The sequence below is a fragment of the Streptomyces sp. NPDC001530 genome (genome assembly GCF_042894545.1).
Lineage (GTDB): Bacteria > Actinomycetota > Actinomycetes > Streptomycetales > Streptomycetaceae > Streptomyces.
The window spans coordinates 193,328-209,715 of record NZ_JBIAVS010000006.1; the positions used below are offsets into that span (position 1 = coordinate 193,328).

Sequence of the window (16,388 nt, forward strand, 5' to 3'; positions counted from 1 at the left end):
GCCGTCGTCCCCGCCGGATATCGCGTGTGGCCGATCATCAATGGCTGTACAGGCGACAGCCCGGACAGCGCTGGTGTGACCCGTGAGCGTGGCACGGGCAGTGCCGTCGGTCAGGTCCCACACACGAACGGAGTGGTCGTCGCTGACAGTGATCGCGTGTGGCCGATCATCAATGGCCGTACAGGCGACAGCCCGGACAGCGCTGGTGTGACCCGTGAGCGTGGCACGGGCAGTGCCGTCGGTCAGGTCCCACACACGAACGGAGTGGTCGTAGCTTCCGGATATCGCGTGTGGCCGATCATCAATGGCCGTACAGGCGACAGCCCGGACAGCGCTGGTGTGACCCGTGAGCGTGGCACGGGCACTGCCGTCGGTCAGGTCCCACGCACGAACGGTGAGGTCGCCGCTGACAGTGATCGCATGCGGGTGATCATCAATGACAGTGCAGGCAACAGCCCAGATACCGCCGAGGTGGCCGGCCAGAATGGCACGCACGGTGCCATCCGCCACGTCCCACACACGAGCGAATCGGTCGTCGCTGACAGTGATCACATGCGGGCGATCGTCAATGCTCGTACAAGCGACCGCCTGTACTACGTCGGTGTGGCCGGTAAGCGTGGCACGGGCAGTGCCGTCAGTCAGGTCCCACACACGAACGGAGTGGTCATCGCTTCCGGTGATCACATGCGGCCGATCATCGATGCTCGTACAGGCAACAGCCTGTACTACGCCGGTGTGGCCAGTAAGGTTGCTGTATAAAGCGGGGTGCACAAGGGATCCAGTCGCCCAGCGAGGGCGCCAAGTCTGTCCCTTGGTCAGCTCTTCTACAAGGTCGTGGTCCGCATAGCGCGCGGCGTCGATGGCGAGGATGTCGCGGCGCTGCTCGGGGGCGGCCAGGGAATGGACACCGGCTGAGGCGCGGTAGACGGCGCAGCGCACCCGGCACTCGTCGGAGTTCGTTGCGTGAAGCGCACCGAGCAGGGGGGCAGGTGTCGCGTGGACGAGGAAGTCGCTGTCGTGCAGCGCTCTGTCGAGACAATCGCCTGCTGCTGAGTGTGTGGCGAGGTAGTCGCGGACATACGGGTGAGCGGCCGGCCAGTCCCGGCGGCCTGTGCGCGAATCGTAGGGGACTCGTGCCAGGAGGGTTGAGGAGATCACCTGGTGTGCGGCAGTGTCGTCGCCCCGTTCTCGCAGATGCTCGGCCATCGTCTCGTGGAAGAGGCGGTAGGCCGATCCCGCCATGGTCGAGGTCTCGACCAGGTAGGCTCCTGCGTGCTCGTGGAGCCAGTGCAAATCCTCCTGGGGGCAGGGGATTTCGGACAGGGCCTCAGCCAGCGGTGCCCACACGGTGGACCAGGGCAGTCCCGAGCCCTGGGCGTAGGCCAGAGGACGCAGCAAGCGCTCCACCTTCGGCCGGTCGGGACCGAATCGAGCAAGGTACGCGGCGAAGGCCTGTCCAGCGTCACTCGGCAGATCCGCTTCCCAATTTGGCCGAGTGGTGTCCACGGTGATTTGGCCATGGACAAGGGCACGTGCCGTCATTCGTGCAACCAGGAACGACGTGCCCGCCTGGGACGCGATGCCCGTGGCGACCCTGGCAGCTACCTTGGTCAGCCCCGCGTACGGGGAGCAGGTGTCCGGGTCTTGGGCGTCGAGGAGGAGCGCGCAGGCGTAGTCGGAAACGTCCTGGCTGGTGATGTGTTCAGGCAGGTCCAGGTCGAGGGTCACCACGGCGCGGCCCAGCGCGGGGATCAGGGGCCGCCGGGTGCCAACGATCAGACGTATCGCAGGCAGCGTGCTCAGGGGCTGCAGGAGTTCACGAGCGATGCGGTTGCCCTCGGTGGTATCGCCCGCGGTGCCGGCTTCATCGAGCGCGTCGACCACAACGACGATCGGCTGGCTCCGCGCACCCAGCGCGTCCAATAGATCGTCACGGTCGCTGCCCTCGGGCAGATTGACTGCCGCGACCAGGTCGGTCGCCAGATCTTCCAGTACGGCGCGCCGGGCGTGAAGCCGCACGACCGTCAGGCCCGTGGGGGGCAAGGTTCGTTCAGGAGTATGGGCTCGCTTCGGGTCATCTACGTCGGCGAGCATCAGGAAACGGCCGAGTAGCGCGGACTTCCCCGACCCCGGGTTGCCGGTGATCACTCGTGCCCTGCGGTCGTGCCGTGATCCACTCAGCCACGAGGCCAGCGCGGCGAGGGCGGCCATCCGTCCCGTGAAGTAGTCACCTCGGTCGCTGGTGTGCTCCACGCCTCGGCCGCGAGCCTCGAAGTGGCCACGGGTCTGCTTGCGGAGACGGGTCAGTGTGTCGACGTCAAGGTCATCGGCTGGCAGGCCTGGAATGTGGGCCCTGTTGTGAAAGAAGGGGGCGTGGCCATCACTGTCGATGGTGGAGTGGCGGGCGTGCTGTGCCGGGTGTTTGTCACGGAAGTACTCGTTGATGCGCTCCGTGACCTCCCGGACACCCAGGTACTCCTGGTGGGCGCCTGCCCGCGGCTGCTCCAGGACATGGGCCAAGGCCTCCACGAAGGCGTTCTCTCGGGCCCGTTCCTTCCCCCGGGCGGCAGCCATCATCCAGCGCCCGGCCGTGCCACGCTGCAAGGACGCCAGCTCCGCAGCGAGCTTCGCAATGTCCTCGGTGCCCGCGCCGGCGTAACAGGCGTCGAGGACGACCAAGAGGTGCCCGACTGGGCTGGTCATCAACGGACGGCACAGATCCTCGCTGGCCAGTGCTGTCGTGTAGCGGCCCAACCTGCTGTCGGCGCACAGCAGGTAGTGGCGGTCTGCCGCTTTCACCCCGTGACCGGCGAAGTAGACAACCACCACATCATTTGGGCCCAGGTCAGTCTCCAGCACCCATTCCTCGATGCGTTCTGCCAGGTCCTTGCGGGGGTTAGCGGCCAGTTCGGGCAGAGCCAGCGTGTATTCCATCGGCTCCAGCAGTTCGCGAACGCGCGTGACGTCCTGCGGCGCTCCCGGCAGATCGTCGATCCCTGCGTCCCCGTACGCCCCGACGCCCACCGCGATCAGGAACCTGCGACCTTGCGCTGCCACGTGGTCAGCCCTCCAAACCCCGAGCGACGGCCCTGCCCGTTCGGGGGGCGGTGAGGTAGCGCAACAGATCGTGCATCCGCATGCCATTGGTGACCCAGGCGTCTTGAACCTGGCCACCGAACCGTGGTGCCAGTTGGCCGGCAAGTGCCACGATGTCGCCGCGATCGGCCATGTTCGTCCACCGTGCGATCCCACCGGGCCAGCTGCCGACGTCGTTCGTCGGCTGCGGCTGCAGCCGGTCGAAAATCACGCTGCGCATCCCCAACGGGGACCCCAGCGTGACGAAATCGGTGACCGGCCATTCGGGGTGGGCACACAGTCCCTCGTAGGCGACGACCGAGCCGAGAGAGTGCGCGACCAGTACCCTCGTCTCCTCGGTGATCTCCCCAGCGATGCGGGCCTGGGCATCGCGCCTCAGCTCGGGTTCCGTCATGTACCGGCGCACCTGCTTCAGGGCGAAGATGAGCAGACGGTCGGACACTTTGGCGAAGAATCGCGAACTACTCAGGGCGTCAAGGGCCGCCCGCACTCGCTCCGAGAGGAGCAGTCGGGATGCGCCGAAACCGACGGGCCCGCGGGAAGCGGCCGCATCGGGGCCAAGGACTTCCGGGTCGATCCGTGCGGCCTGCTCCCACCAGGCCTGTAGTAGCTCAGACTCCAGCCCCTCATCGACGTCGGTCTCGTCCCACGGAGGGACGTCCAAGGAGCGTGTCCCCTGCTCGAAAAACAGGTGCCCATAGAAGGCGCATGCCACATCCTCCGGCTCCAACCGTGGCCCGCCAGCCAGCCGCACACCGTCGCGGAGCGCCGGTCCCACATCCCGTCCCATGAGTTCGGGCCCCAGGAACTCCTGTCCGATGCCGTGAACGACGACCACCCGTGCCATGGCACAACTCCCCCGTGCTGCAATGCCAGCTTGCGTCATTCCGGTCTACAGGACAACGGGCAACGAGTGCAGCTCAGTTCATCGAATCCGTAGGGAGTGAGCTGGGCGGGAACAGCTCGAACGGCTGCTAGCCGGTAGCGACGAGGCATCCGCGGCCGCTCTGGCCGCGCTCCGCAGAGGTTCTTCTTACGTTGTCTGGGACGGGACGACTCCTGCCGAGTCACACGCCCGGATCTACGGGCGTCGACTTGGGCACACGCGCCGGAAGGGCATCGAGGCCACGGGCCTGGAACGCGCCGTGCAGCTCCTCGGCCGACACAACCAACCGGTACTCCTCGGCCAGATCTAGGCTGCTGATGGGTGCTGGGTCTTCATGCTCTTCCTCGCCGAAGACGGCAACGGGGTGGCATGCGCCGGTGTGCGGCAGGCCGGTGAGTGATCACAGCCAATCGGCAATCTCGCGTCAGCGGTCGACTCGGCGAACGCAAAGCCACCAGCGAAAGCCACCAGCTTGGGAAGGCCCCCTCCAATATCGACCGTTGGCAGCTCGTTGGCGATCAGGGCTGGTCTTTCAATGCCGCGTATGCTCGCTCGACCTCGCCCAGGTACTGCCCCAGGCGGAAGCGAACCTCCTCGATGGCCCTACCATCGAGGTCCGGGTACATCAGGTCGGACCAGATGACCGTCTCGCCCCGGAGCCGGACCTGGATGGTCAGCCTGTTCGGCCCTGGCTCGGGCTGCTCCTGGGCTGCCACATCCACCTTGCACGGCATATCCGTCGGGTAGAGCGGTCCGCCTGGGCGGAGCAGGCGCCTCGGATCGAGGCCGGCCATTCTGCTATCACTGCGCGCGACCACGTCGAGGCCATCGGCGAAGAGGTACGCGTGCACCGCAGCACATGCTGGCGGCCCCGGACACGTCGGATGGTGGCCTCGTAGCATGAGCCCACGTAGCTGCCACCAGCGAGGTTTCGGCTCGCGCGGCTCAGGACTTGGACCGGCCGACTCGGGGGGGGCTGACGCAGTGTCCGGGGTGAGGGTGCGCAGGGCGGTGCGGACGCGGTCAGAGGTTGCGATCGGGTGATGGCCGTCGCCGGACAGCGCCACCCCGACGCAGACCAGCTTGAAGCTGTTCTCGCCGGGGCCGACGCCGATGAATACCGGTGCACCGACACACCCGTGCGGCAGAACCCTTGTCTAGGGGCAGCTGATGCGGGTGTCGCCGGTGTCTGTCGTGCAGGTGTCCGTGTTGGGGCCGCCGTTGGCGGTGTCGTTGCCGGAGATGTTGTCGACGGTGTTGAGGTTGTCGGTGCCGTAGTTGCCGATCAGGTTGTCGTTGCCGGGGCCGCCGTTCAGGGTGTCGTTGCCGTAGCCGCCGTCGAGGCGGTCGTTGCCGTATCCGCCGTACAGGGTGTCGTTGCCGTAGCTCGCGTTGACGTTGTCGTCTCCGCCGAGGGCGCAGATCACGTCGTTGCCGAAGGTGCCGTTGAGGGTGTCGTTGCCGCTGGTGCCGATGATCGTGCAGCCGCGGGAGTTGTTGACCGTGGTGATCGCTGTGGCGGTGTTGTTGCCGGAGGCCGGGTCGGTCTGCGTGGCGCTGACTGTGGCCCGGTCGGAGAGAGTGCCGGTGGCCCGGGGTTCAGCGGCGATGGTCACCGTGGCACTGGCTCCGGGGGCGAGGGTGCCCAGGGAACAACTCGCGCTGGTGGCGGTGATGGTGCAGGTGCCTGTGCTGGGGGTCGCCGAGGTGACCGAGGCGGCGGGTCCGCTGAGCGTGTCGGACAGGGAGACGCCGGTGGCGGAGGTGGTGGTGCTGTTGTTGGTCACGGTCACGCTGTAGGTGGGCCGGTCGCCGATGCTGACCGTGGTGGGACCGGTCTTTTTGGCCGACATGTCCACGCCGGGCGGTGGCGGAGGTGTGCCGGTCACCTGGTACCGGACCAGGCCGCGGTCGTCGCCGGTGTTGCCGGAGGCGACGATCTTTCCGTCGGGCTGCAGTGCCACTGCGCTGGCTGTGTCGAAGAAGCCGTTGGCGACATCGGTGGTCACCTTGCCGCCGGTTCCGAAGCCGCCGTCCAGGTTGCCGTCGAGGTTGTAACGGGCCACCGCGAAATCTGCCTGGCTGATGCCCGCGACGACGATCTTCCCGTCGGACTGCAACGCCAGGTCGGAACTCCCGTCCAGGGTTCCGCTTCCGAAGTCGGTGGTGACTTTGCCGTCGCCGCTGAAGCCGCTGTCAAGAGTGCCGGTGGGGTTGTAACGGGCCAGGGCGAAGTCGAAGTCGCTGGATCCTGAGACGACGATCTTGCCGTCGGACTGCACCGTCACCCCGCCGATCACGTCGGCATCGGCGAAGGCGGTGGTCACCCTGCCATCGCCGTCAAAGCCGGTGTCGAGGCTCCCGTCGCCGTTGTAGCGGGCGAGCGCGAAATCGGAGGCGTTAGCCGGATAGTTGTACCCTGCGCGACCGGCAGCGACGATCTTTCCGTCGGACTGCAACGCCACGTCGAAGGCGGTCGCCGCCCCGCCCGCAAAGTCGGTGGTGACCTTGCCGTCGCCGGCGAAGCCGGTGTCGAGGCTGCCGTCGACGTTGTAGCGGGCGAGCGCGAAGTCGGCGCCGCTCCTGCCGACGGCGACAATCCCGCCGTTGGCCTGCACTTTTACGGAGAATGCCTCGGACGGCCCACCAGTTCCGAAGTCCGTGACCACCGTACCGCCGGTCCCGAAACCGGTGTCCAGGGTCCCATCGGGGTTGTAGCGGATCACCGTGAACTCGGGATTGAGGGTCTGGGGGTCCGATGTGCGGCCGACCACGACGATCTTGCCGTCGGCCTGCACCGCCACCCCGTTGGCGTAGTCCTCGCCGCCGCGAACGTCGGTGATCACCTTGCCGCCGGTCCCGAATCCGGGGTCCAGACCCCCGTCGGGGTTGTAACGGGCGAGGGCGAAGTCGATCTCTCCGCTTTCGTAGGGCTGGTCGAGACCTACAGTGACGATCTTGCCGTCGGCCTGCAGCGCCATGTCGCGGCTCTCGTCGTAGCCGCCGAAGTCGGTGACGACTCTGCCGTCACCGTCGAAGCTCGGATCGAGGTCGCCCGGTGCGGCGAGCGCGGCTCCGGGCACGGTCAGCACGAGCGCCAGTCCAGTGGCCGCCGCGATGCCGGTTCGCCCCAGTGTTCTTCGCAGACAAGGCGTGAATGCGTACATATGGGCTTTCTACCTCTCGTTGCCGCGCAGCGGATCGCTGCGTCCAGTGACAGCCCAGAGCCTGTGGGAACCGTTGTGGCAAGATCCTTACGGCGGGCTGAGCTGCGCTTACTGGACGTCGAGATCCATCCCCACGGGTGAGAGCCGCGCAGGCGCTCGGAGCGCGCGCAGGCCGTGCCGCTGACCAGTGCGGTGGTCGGCGGAACGGTCCGTCGGGCGGACGTGAGCTCGACGGACTACCGCTCCGCACCTTCTGGCGCGGACGCGGCACCCGTCGCGCACAACGCTCCAGGTTCGCTTCGAACGGGTCCCCAGCTCGAAGCCCGCATCGGCGAGCCTGGGCCGCGATGTGACCTCTGGCGTACCGGGCCTGATGTCCACCCTCCGGAGCCTGGTACTCGAGCCACGGAAAGGGGTTGTGAGCGCGGCTTGATGACCCAAGTCAAGCCGTGCTCACAGACCTTTCGTGAGTCGGCACCACGCATCCCTGGCCACGCACGAAGCCCGATGCCAGATCTTGAGCGTCCGTCGTAGCCTTTGCCTCGTGACCAGCGAGAACCAGCAGACTGACAATCTGACGCCCGATGAACTGCCTGATCATCAGTCGTTGTTGGACGGCACGGCTTGGTCCTCACTCGGCACCGCGAGAGGGAACGGCGGATTTCTGTCGGCCACGCTGCCTCGCCTCCTCGACGCCGACCCGACGATTCAGATCAGGGCCATCAGCGAACTGGAGCCGATATGCCATCAGAACAGCTTCTACGAAGCCACGCTCCCCGTAGCGCTGTATGTGGCCGCGATCCTAGCCCACCCCGCAACGGCGACCGTCGGGCCCGGCCGTCGCGCTGACTCGGAAAGAGACTGTCCGGTGAGGGCGGCTCTGCTGGACTGGCTTGGATCACTCGCCTACGACGCCGACGACGAGCGCCTTGCCGTCGTCGAGCGTCACTTCAACAGTGACGACCTCGACGATTATCCAGAAATGCGCGTCTTCCTGGACCACCGCCCCACGTTCTACCGTGCCGTTTCAGCTTTCCTGGGCCACGAAAACACTGCTGTTCGTGAGGCCGCGGTCGTTGCCGCCATCCCCTTGATCGAGCATCCCGCCCTCATTTGTCACAGAGACGAACTCGGACGCCGCGTCCATCGCCTCCTCGCCACCAGTACCAATCGCTACAACCGCAACCGCTGTCTGGACGCACTCAAGAACTGGGGCTACGACATCGCTGCCCTGGAGAGCTCCGCCGACATTGCAGCACGCGCTCGATATATCCGTGATGTCTGGACCGGCGGCTGCGCGGAGGAACCTCCGTTCTGACTCCGGACGCTACTTGGCCCGCACGGGCGACTGCCTGCCGCCCGCGGCCGGCGTGGTCCGTCGCGTTGCGCAACGGTCGAAAATCGGTGGTCAACAGAGTTGGCCGAGCCCACGCTGTACGCCATGGAAGAACCGCACCGCAGGATCCGCGCGCTCCACACGGCGTCCACGATCACCGTCTACCAGGCGTACCGCCCGGAGATCGGCGGACCCGCCGCCCGCAAGGGCCGTTTCCCCGCCGCGTGGAAACCTGGCCGCATGACGTGGATTAAACCCAGTTTCATGTGGATGATGTACCGCTCCGGCTGGGGCACGAAGGAGGGTCAGGAGACCGTCCTCGCCGTTGAGATCACTCGCGACGGCTTCGACTGGGCGCTGCGCCATGCCTGCCTGTCGCATTACGTTCGCGGACTGCATCCCGATCGCGACACCTGGCAGCGTGACCTCAAGCGCGCACCGGCCCGTGTCCAGTGGGATCCCGAACGCGATCTGCACCTGCGTCCCCTGCCGTACCGCTCGCTGCAACTGGGGCTCTCGGGTGAGGCATCGTCGCGTTACGCGGACGAGTGGATCGTGTCCATCAGCGACGTGACCCCGCTCGCCAACGAGATCCACGCACTCGTCAGGGACGGTGAACTGGACGCAGCTGCCCGACTGCTCCCCCAGGAACAGGAGTACCCCGCCAGTGCAGAACTCCTGGCCCACCTGTGTCCCTGACCGGCAATCCGGGCACAGCCGCCAGCATCACCCACGGGTCACATGGCGGCAAAGGTCTGTGAACGCTGCTTGATGATCCACGTCATGCGGTCCCGCTTCCAGGCAGCGGGGGTACGGATGAGGAGCAAACCGTGGCCAATCCAATGAGGACGGTGAAGGCTGGGGGCGCGACGCAAGAGGTTACTTTCATCGAGGTGTTGCGAGCAGCGCGCCGCTGACCAGACCGCGGGCCGTGCGCACGGCGGCCACGGACCAGGCGGCCACCAGCAGCACGTACAGGGCGACCGCGAGCACGTCGAAGGCGACCAGACCGGTGTGCCGGGCCAGCCCCTCGGCGCCGGTCACACAGGTCCCCACCGGGAAGGTGAACGCCCACCAGGTCATCGCGAAGCCCATGCCCTGGCGGCGGGCCCGCAGCACCATCGCGGCGGCAAGACCCAGCCACAGCAGCGCGAAGCCCATCACGGGGACGCCGTAGAGGACGGCGAGCATCCCAAAACCCTGGTCGTACGGGGCGGGCACCACGCCCGGCGCGAAGTCCGCGAACTTGCCGACCGCGGTCGTCGACTGGCCCAGCGGGCCGAGCACCAGGAACAGGGTCGGGGTGAGCGCGAGGGGCAGCGGGGCTCCGGTGACGAGCCGGGCGAAGATCACCGGCAGCATCACCAGGGTCGCCAGCAGGCTCAGCCCGAACATCGCGAAACAGGCGAGGAGCAGCGTCTGCTGGGGCTGGCCGGGAGGGAGATGGGGGACGAGGAGGGGGCCGAGGGCGGCGGAGACCATGGGTGCGACGACGGGGAGCAGCCATACGGGGGTCGCCTGGCCGGGCTCGATCCGATGGCGCACGACCATGAGGTACGGGACGGTGAGGGCGGCGGCGAGACCGACCACCGTTCCGGCGCTGAACAGGACGGCGTCCAGGGCGACCGCCGTTTCCGCCCCGATCCAGTCCCGGCCGACGACGAGGGTGCCGCCGCCGACGGCCAGCAGGGCCATCGAGAGGCAGCCGTAGAACGGGGCCATGGCCGGGTCGAGGAGATGCGCGCGGGCCTGGTCGCGGTGGTGCGTCCAGTGCAGGGCCCGGGCGACGAGCAGGGCCAAGAGCATCGTGAGCGAGAGTGCCCATACGGCCGTGCAGGCGGTCCGCAGCCCCGGAACGTCCCCGGGGAGTCCGGCGCCCGCCGTGGCCACGATCGCGGTACCCATCACCGAGGCGTACCAGTTCGGCCCGAGATATCGGACAGCGGCGGCACGCGGGGTGCCCGCCTGGCGGGGGGTTCCTGCCTTGCGGAGGGTTCCCTTGCGGACGGTGAGGGGCTGGGCTGCGGTGACCATGTCCCCACGGTCGCGCGCTGGCTCGCCCCCCACCAGGGAGTATGGGCCTATGAGGACATAAGCTGGGTTTATGGGTAACTCGGGAGTGGGGGAAGGGCCGAACGGGGCGGGGTCGGTGGAGAGCGGGCCGGTCGGGAACGGGTCGGTCGGGAAGGGGCCTGTCCGGAACGGGTCGGTCGAGAACGGACCAGTCGAGAACGGGCCGGTCGGGAAGGGTCCGGTTGGGACCGGACCGGTCGAGAACGGACTGGTCGAGAACGGACCGGTTGGGAACGGGGCGGTCGGGACAGGGCAGGTCGGGAGTAGGAGCGAGGAGCCGGGAGCGATCGGGATCGCGCATCGGGTGCCCGATCTGGGCGCGCTGGAGCTGCTGCTGGCCGTGGCGCGGCTCGGGAGTCTGGGGCGGGCCGCCCGCGAACTGGGGATCACCCAGCCCGCGGCCAGCAGCCGTATCCGGTCCATGGAGCGGCAGCTGGGCGTGGCGCTCGTCGACCGCTCACCGCGCGGGTCGCGGCTCACCGACGCGGGCGCGCTCGTCACGGACTGGGCGCGGCGAGTGGTGGAGGCGGCCGAGGCGTTCGACGCGGGGGCGCAGGCGCTGCGTGACCGTCGTGACTCGCGGCTCCGGGTGGCCGCGAGCATGACGATCGCCGAGTATCTGCTCCCGGGCTGGCTGATCGCGCTCCGCGCGCAGCGCCCCGACACGGCCGTGTCGCTTCTCGCGGGGAACTCCGCAGCCGTCGCCGAACGTCTCCTCGCGGGCGAGGCGGATCTCGGCTTTGTCGAGGGTCTGTCGGTCCCGACGGGCCTGGACTCGGCGACCATCGCCCACGACCGGCTGATCGTGGTGACGGCGCCCGGGCACCCGTGGGCGCGCCGACGGGCGCCGCTGTCCGCCGCGGAGCTGGCGTCTACGCCGCTCATCCTCCGGGAGGAGGGGTCGGGTACGCGCCAGGTCCTCGACGTGGCGCTCGGCGGTCTCGCCCGTCCCCTCATCGAGCTCTCATCGACGACGGCGGTCAAGGCCTCGGTGGTGAGTGGTGCCGGGCCCGCCGTGCTCAGCGAGCTGGCTCTTGGCGAGGAGCTCTCGGCGCGTCGCCTGGTGACCATCCCCTTGGCCGACGTCCAGCTCGACCGTGCCCTCCGGGCGGTCTGGCCGACGGGACATCGCCCAACGGGCCCGGCACGAGACCTGCTGTCGCTGACCCGCGGGATGTAGTTTTTCGCCCCCTCCGCCCCTACCCATTCCCGTCCCTTGGGGGCTCCGCCCCCAGACCCCCGCTCCTCAAACGCCGGAGGGGCTGATTCCAGCCCGTCCGGCGTTTGAGGACGAGCGCGGAGCGCGATCCGGGGGTCTGGGGGCGGAGCCCCCAGGTACGGGACGGGTAGGGGCGGCGGGGGCGAAAAACTACATCCCGCGGGTCACCCTCCCGCCGGGTGGCTCAGGACGCGGCTCGGACCAGCGCGCGCATGACGCGCAGATCGTCACCCATCTCCGGATGCCACTGAACCCCCAACACCCACCCGGGACCGGGGAGTTCGATCGCCTCCACCGTCCCGTCCGCCGCGTGCGCGGAGACGCGCAGCCCCGCACCGAGGCGATCCACCGCCTGATGGTGGTACGTGGGCACGGCGGCCGACTCCGGCACGAGGCCGGCGTACAGACTCCCCGGGACGGGCGACACCGCGTGGTGCCCGAAGACCCCGACGTCCTTCACATGCCCGTCGACGTGCTGGACGAGCGTGCCCCCCAGGGCGACATTCAGCAGCTGCATACCCCGGCAGATGCCGAGGAGCGGGGTCCCGGAGGCCAACGCGGCCTGGATCAGGGCGAGTTCCCAGGCATCGCGCTCGGGCGCGGGCGGCCCCGTACGCGGGGAGCGCTCGGCGTCGTAGCGGGCGGGGTCGACATCCGGGCCGCCCGCGACGACCACCCCGTCGAGGCGGTCGACGGTCGCGGCCGCCCGCGCCGGATCGTCCGGCGGCAGCATCGCGGCGAGCCCACCCGCCCGCTGCACGAGCCGCGGGTAACCGGCCGGCAGCAACGCGGCCTCCAATTCCCACACGCCCCAGCGCGCCCCGGACTCCAGATACGTACTCACACCGATCAGCGGCCTGCCCACGCTGCTCTCCCCGCTCTCCATCGGATCATCCCGGATCCCCCGGATCATCCAGGGTCCCTCGGATCATCCAGGATCTAATGGAACGCACTCATACCTTTGTTGGGTGGGCGTGGAAAGAGCAAGCCCCCACGCGTCACAACTGGCTCACGCCAGGAACCCCCGCAACAACGCCGCCGTCCCCGCGCAGTGCTCCCGCATCATCTCCCGCGCCCCGTCCGCGTCCCCGTCGAGCACCGCCTCGATGAGGGCGGCGTGCTGGCGCTGGGAATGCTCCAGGTTCCGTACCAAAAGGGGGATGCAGTCGAGGAGCTCGTTGACGGAGGCGCGGACGGCCGCGTACTGGGCGGTCAGCGAGGGGGAGCCGCACAGTTCCGCGAGGGTGAGGTGGAGCATCGTGTCCAGGCGCCGGTAGTCGGCCAGCGGCGCGTCCTGGGTGCGGGCCAGCGCCTCGCGCAGCCGGTCGGCCTGGTCGTCGTCGAGCCCGTGCGCGGCGCACAGGCCGGCCGCGCCCACCTCCAGCACCTCGCGGAAACGCAGCACATCCTCGATGTCGACCTCGGCGACCCGGCGCCGCAGCTCCTGCTCGCCGGGGGCTTCGGCGCGCGGCAGCACGAACGTGCCGCCGTACCGGCCGCGCCGCGACTCGACCAGACCCTGGTCCTGGAGCACCTTCAGCACCTCGCGCAGCGTCACCCGGCTGATCCCGAGCCGTTCCGCCAACTCCCGCTCGGCGGGCAGCCGTTCGCCGCCCGGCACCAGGCCGAGCCGGACGACCTGGAGGATCTGCTCCAGTGCCTCCTCGAAACCGTTGCCCGCCCGCACCGGCCGCAGCACCGGCGTCAGCCGGTCGTCCACCCCGCCGTCGGGTTCCGTCTGCGTCATCCGGTCGTGCCCCCTTCCCAAGCAATGGTTCTCAGCAATACCTTATGACTCTCGGCTGACCCAAGGAGGCTTTTCCGGTGGCAGACCGCACACCCCCACTCGCCGTCGAGGAGCTGCACGCCCTCGTCGCGGGCGGCGAGATCGACACGGTCGTCCTCGCCTTCCCCGACATGCAGGGGCGACTTCAGGGCAAGCGGTTCGCCGCGCGCTTCTTCCTCGACGAGGTCCTGGAGCACGGTACGGAGGGCTGCAATTACCTCCTCGCCGTCGACACCGAGATGAACACGGTCGACGGATACGAGATGTCCTCCTGGGACCGGGGCTACGGCGACTTTGCCATGCACCCCGATCTCAGCACCCTACGGCGCGTCCCCTGGAACGAGGGCACCGCCCTGCTCATCGCCGACCTGGCCTGGAACGACGGCTCCCCGGTCGTGGCCGCGCCCCGCCAGATCCTGCGCCGCCAGCTCGACCGTCTCGCCGAACTCGGCTACACCGCCCAGGTCGGCACCGAGCTCGAATTCATCGTCTTCAAGGACACCTACGAGCAGGCCTGGGACGTGGGCTACAAGGGGCTCACCCCGGCCAATCAGTACAACATCGACTACTCGGTGCTGGGGACGGGGCGCATCGAGCCCCTGCTGCGCCGGATCCGGAACGAGATGGCGGCCGCCGGCCTCACCGTCGAGTCCGCCAAGGGCGAGTGCAACCCCGGCCAGCACGAGATCGCCTTCAAGTACGACGAGGCCCTCGTCACCTGCGACCAGCACGCCATCTACAAGACCGGCGCCAAGGAGATTGCCTCCCAGGAGGGCGTCTCGCTCACCTTCATGGCGAAGTACAACGAGCGCGAGGGCAACTCCTGCCACATCCACCTCTCGCTCGCCGACAAGAACGGCACGAACGTCATGGCCGGTTCCTCGGCCGACCCGGGCGGCATGTCCCCGGTCATGCGGCACTTCCTCGCCGGTCAGCTCGCCGCCCTCCGCGACTTCTCGCTCCTCTACGCCCCGAACATCAACTCGTACAAGCGCTTCCAGCCCGGCTCCTTCGCGCCGACCGCCGTCGCCTGGGGGTACGACAACCGCACCTGCGCCCTCCGCGTCGTCGGCCACGGCCGCTCGATGCGCTTCGAGAACCGGCTGCCCGGCGGTGACGTCAATCCGCACCTGGCCGTCGCCGGACTCGTCGCGGCCGGCCTCTACGGCATCGAGCAGAAGCTGGAGCTGCCGGAGCCCTGCGCGGGCAACGCCTACGCCTCCGAGTACGAGCACGTGCCCACCACCCTGCGCGAGGCCGCCGAGCTCTGGGAGAACAGCCCCCTCGCCAAGGCCGCCTTCGGCGACGAGGTGGTCGCGCACTACCGCAACATGGCACGCGTCGAGCTGGCCGCCTTCGACGCCGCGGTGACCGACTGGGAGCTGCGCCGCTCCTTCGAACGCATGTGAGGCCCTTCGTGTCCGACCAGCCCGACCAGCCTGACCAGTACGCCGCACCGTTCGAGCTCCAGGTGCTCAATCCCGCGACCGAGGAGGTCATCGCCACCGTTGCGGGCGCCACCCCGCAAGACGTCGACGCCGCCGTCGTACGGGCCGCGAAGGCGCAGGCCGGATGGGCCGCCCTCGCGCCCGGCGAACGCGCCCGGCTGCTGCGCCGCTTCGCCGTCGCCGTCGACGAACACCTCGACGAGCTGGCCCACTTGGAGGTCCGCGAGGCCGGCCACACCATCGGCAACGCCCGCTGGGAGGCGGGCAACGTCCGCGATCTGCTCGACTACGCGGCCGGGGGAGTGGAGCGGCTGACCGGCCGCCAGATCCCGGTGCCCGGAGGCCTCGACGTCACGATCCTCGAACCGCTCGGTGTGGTGGGGATCATCGCGCCCTGGAACTTTCCGATGCCGATCGCGGCCTGGGGCACGGCACCGGCGCTCGCGGCCGGCAACGCGGTGATCCTGAAGCCTGCCGAGACGACGCCGCTGACCGCGCTGCGGCTGGCCGAACTCGCGCTGGAGGCCGGGCTGCCGGAGGGCCTGTTCCAGGTGCTGCCGGGCGCGGGACCCGTCGCGGGCAACGCCCTCGTCGAGCACCCGGGCGTCGCGAAGATCGTCTTCACGGGGTCAACGGCCGTAGGCAAACAGGTGTTGGCAAAGGGGTCCGCCCTGCTCAAGCGCGTCACCCTCGAACTCGGCGGCAAGAGCCCCAACATCGTCTTCGCCGACGCCGACATCGAGGCCGCCGCGGCCGCCGCCCCCATGTCCTTCCTCGACAACTCCGGCCAGGACTGCTGCGCCCGCACCCGCGTCCTCGTCCAGCGCTCCGTCTACGACCGCTTCCTCGACCTCCTCGCCCCGGCGATCGAGTCCGTCGTCGTCGGCGACCCGGCCGACGAGCAGACCCAGATGGGCCCGCTGATCTCCCGGGCGCAGCTGGAGCGCGTACGGTCCTACGTCGACGCCGACGCGCCCGGCATCCGGGGCAAGGCCCCCGAGGGCCCCGGTTTCTGGTTCCCGCCCACCGTCCTCACCGACGTCGAGTCACGCGCGCGCGTGGCCGTCGAGGAGGTCTTCGGACCGGTCGCCGTCGTCCTGCCCTTCGAGGACGAGGCGGACGCGATCCGCCTCGCCAACGACACGTCGTACGGCCTCTCCGGCTCCATCTGGACCCGCGACGTGGGCCGCGCACTGCGGGTGTCGGGGGCCGTCCGCGCCGGGAACCTGTCCGTCAACTCCCATTCCAGCGTCCGCTACTGGACCCCCTTCGGCGGCTTCAAGCAGTCGGGGATCGGCCGCGAGCTCGGTCCGGACGCTCTCACCGCCTTCACCGAAACCAAGAACGTCTTCATCAGCACGGAGGCCTGAGCCACTC

Annotated in this window: 12 protein-coding genes; 5 read left to right on the forward strand and 7 right to left on the reverse strand. The window is 68.8% G+C overall.

From position 1 onward, the window contains the following. From ACFY0T_RS13740 to ACFY0T_RS13755, 4 genes are all read right to left on the reverse strand, one after another. Positions 1 to 3,057, reverse strand: a 3,057-nt coding sequence (locus ACFY0T_RS13740) for a caspase family protein (RefSeq protein ID WP_388868712.1), incomplete at its 3' end; no start/stop codon positions are given. 4 nt (positions 3,058 to 3,061) lie between these two features. After that, positions 3,062 to 3,943, reverse strand: coding sequence for an antibiotic ABC transporter ATP-binding protein (locus ACFY0T_RS13745; protein WP_388868715.1), 882 nt, complete (start codon positions 3,941 to 3,943; stop codon positions 3,062 to 3,064). Between the two features lie 557 nt (positions 3,944 to 4,500). After that, positions 4,501 to 4,833: a hypothetical protein gene (locus tag ACFY0T_RS13750; protein WP_388868717.1), complete on the reverse strand. Its 333-nt coding sequence runs from the start codon at positions 4,831 to 4,833 to the stop codon at positions 4,501 to 4,503. A gap of 306 nt (positions 4,834 to 5,139) precedes the next feature. Next, positions 5,140 to 7,149, reverse strand: a complete 2,010-nt coding sequence (locus tag ACFY0T_RS13755; RefSeq protein ID WP_388868720.1) for a calcium-binding protein — start codon at positions 7,147 to 7,149, stop codon at positions 5,140 to 5,142. 544 nt (positions 7,150 to 7,693) lie between these two features. On the opposite strand from ACFY0T_RS13755, the gene ACFY0T_RS13760 reads away from it, so the two are divergent. Both ACFY0T_RS13760 and ACFY0T_RS13765 read left to right on the forward strand, forming a co-directional pair. Continuing rightward, positions 7,694 to 8,467 carry a hypothetical protein gene (locus ACFY0T_RS13760; RefSeq protein WP_388868723.1) on the forward strand — a complete coding sequence of 258 codons (774 nt, stop codon included), beginning with the start codon at positions 7,694 to 7,696 and terminating at the stop codon, positions 8,465 to 8,467. A gap of 123 nt (positions 8,468 to 8,590) precedes the next feature. Further along, positions 8,591 to 9,184 (forward strand): DUF4291 domain-containing protein, encoded by a 594-nt coding sequence (locus tag ACFY0T_RS13765; RefSeq protein WP_388868726.1) that lies wholly within the window; start codon positions 8,591 to 8,593, stop codon positions 9,182 to 9,184. Positions 9,185 to 9,370: 186 nt separating this feature from the next. Here the strand turns inward: ACFY0T_RS13765 and ACFY0T_RS13770 are convergent, their stop codons facing one another. Then, positions 9,371 to 10,519 (reverse strand): TDT family transporter, encoded by a 1,149-nt coding sequence (locus tag ACFY0T_RS13770; RefSeq protein WP_388868729.1) that lies wholly within the window; start codon positions 10,517 to 10,519, stop codon positions 9,371 to 9,373. Positions 10,520 to 10,844: 325 nt separating this feature from the next. Between ACFY0T_RS13770 and ACFY0T_RS13775 the strand changes: the two genes are divergently transcribed. After that, positions 10,845 to 11,738 (forward strand): LysR family transcriptional regulator, encoded by an 894-nt coding sequence (locus ACFY0T_RS13775; RefSeq protein ID WP_388869385.1) that lies wholly within the window; start codon positions 10,845 to 10,847, stop codon positions 11,736 to 11,738. 223 nt (positions 11,739 to 11,961) lie between these two features. On the opposite strand, the gene ACFY0T_RS13780 is transcribed toward ACFY0T_RS13775, so the two are convergent. Next, entirely contained in the window at positions 11,962 to 12,663 is a 702-nt protein-coding gene (locus ACFY0T_RS13780; RefSeq protein ID WP_388869387.1) for a gamma-glutamyl-gamma-aminobutyrate hydrolase family protein, read from the reverse strand. Positions 12,664 to 12,786: 123 nt separating this feature from the next. Then, complete coding sequence (locus tag ACFY0T_RS13785; RefSeq protein WP_388868732.1) at positions 12,787 to 13,524, reverse strand: FadR/GntR family transcriptional regulator; 738 nt, start codon at positions 13,522 to 13,524, stop codon at positions 12,787 to 12,789. 77 nt (positions 13,525 to 13,601) lie between these two features. Here ACFY0T_RS13785 and ACFY0T_RS13790 point away from each other — a divergent pair, with 77 nt between their 5' ends. Continuing rightward, positions 13,602 to 14,972 carry a glutamine synthetase family protein gene (locus ACFY0T_RS13790; protein ID WP_388868735.1) on the forward strand — a complete coding sequence of 457 codons (1,371 nt, stop codon included), beginning with the start codon at positions 13,602 to 13,604 and terminating at the stop codon, positions 14,970 to 14,972. 8 nt (positions 14,973 to 14,980) lie between these two features. Beyond that, positions 14,981 to 16,381 carry an aldehyde dehydrogenase family protein gene (locus ACFY0T_RS13795; protein WP_388868738.1) on the forward strand — a complete coding sequence of 467 codons (1,401 nt, stop codon included), beginning with the start codon at positions 14,981 to 14,983 and terminating at the stop codon, positions 16,379 to 16,381. The last annotated feature ends 7 nt before the right edge of the window (positions 16,382 to 16,388 follow it).

Coding starts and splice junctions, on each gene's coding strand:
- ACFY0T_RS13745 (WP_388868715.1), bottom strand. CDS start 3,943: ATGGCACGGGTGGTCGTCGTTCACGGCATCGGACAGGAGTTCCTGGGG.
- ACFY0T_RS13755 (WP_388868720.1), bottom strand. CDS start 7,149: ATGTACGCATTCACGCCTTGTCTGCGAAGAACACTGGGGCGAACCGGC.
- ACFY0T_RS13765 (WP_388868726.1), top strand. CDS start 8,591: ATGGAAGAACCGCACCGCAGGATCCGCGCGCTCCACACGGCGTCCACG.
- ACFY0T_RS13770 (WP_388868729.1), bottom strand. CDS start 10,519: ATGGTCACCGCAGCCCAGCCCCTCACCGTCCGCAAGGGAACCCTCCGC.
- ACFY0T_RS13780 (WP_388869387.1), bottom strand. CDS start 12,663: ATGGAGAGCGGGGAGAGCAGCGTGGGCAGGCCGCTGATCGGTGTGAGT.
- ACFY0T_RS13785 (WP_388868732.1), bottom strand. CDS start 13,524: ATGACGCAGACGGAACCCGACGGCGGGGTGGACGACCGGCTGACGCCG.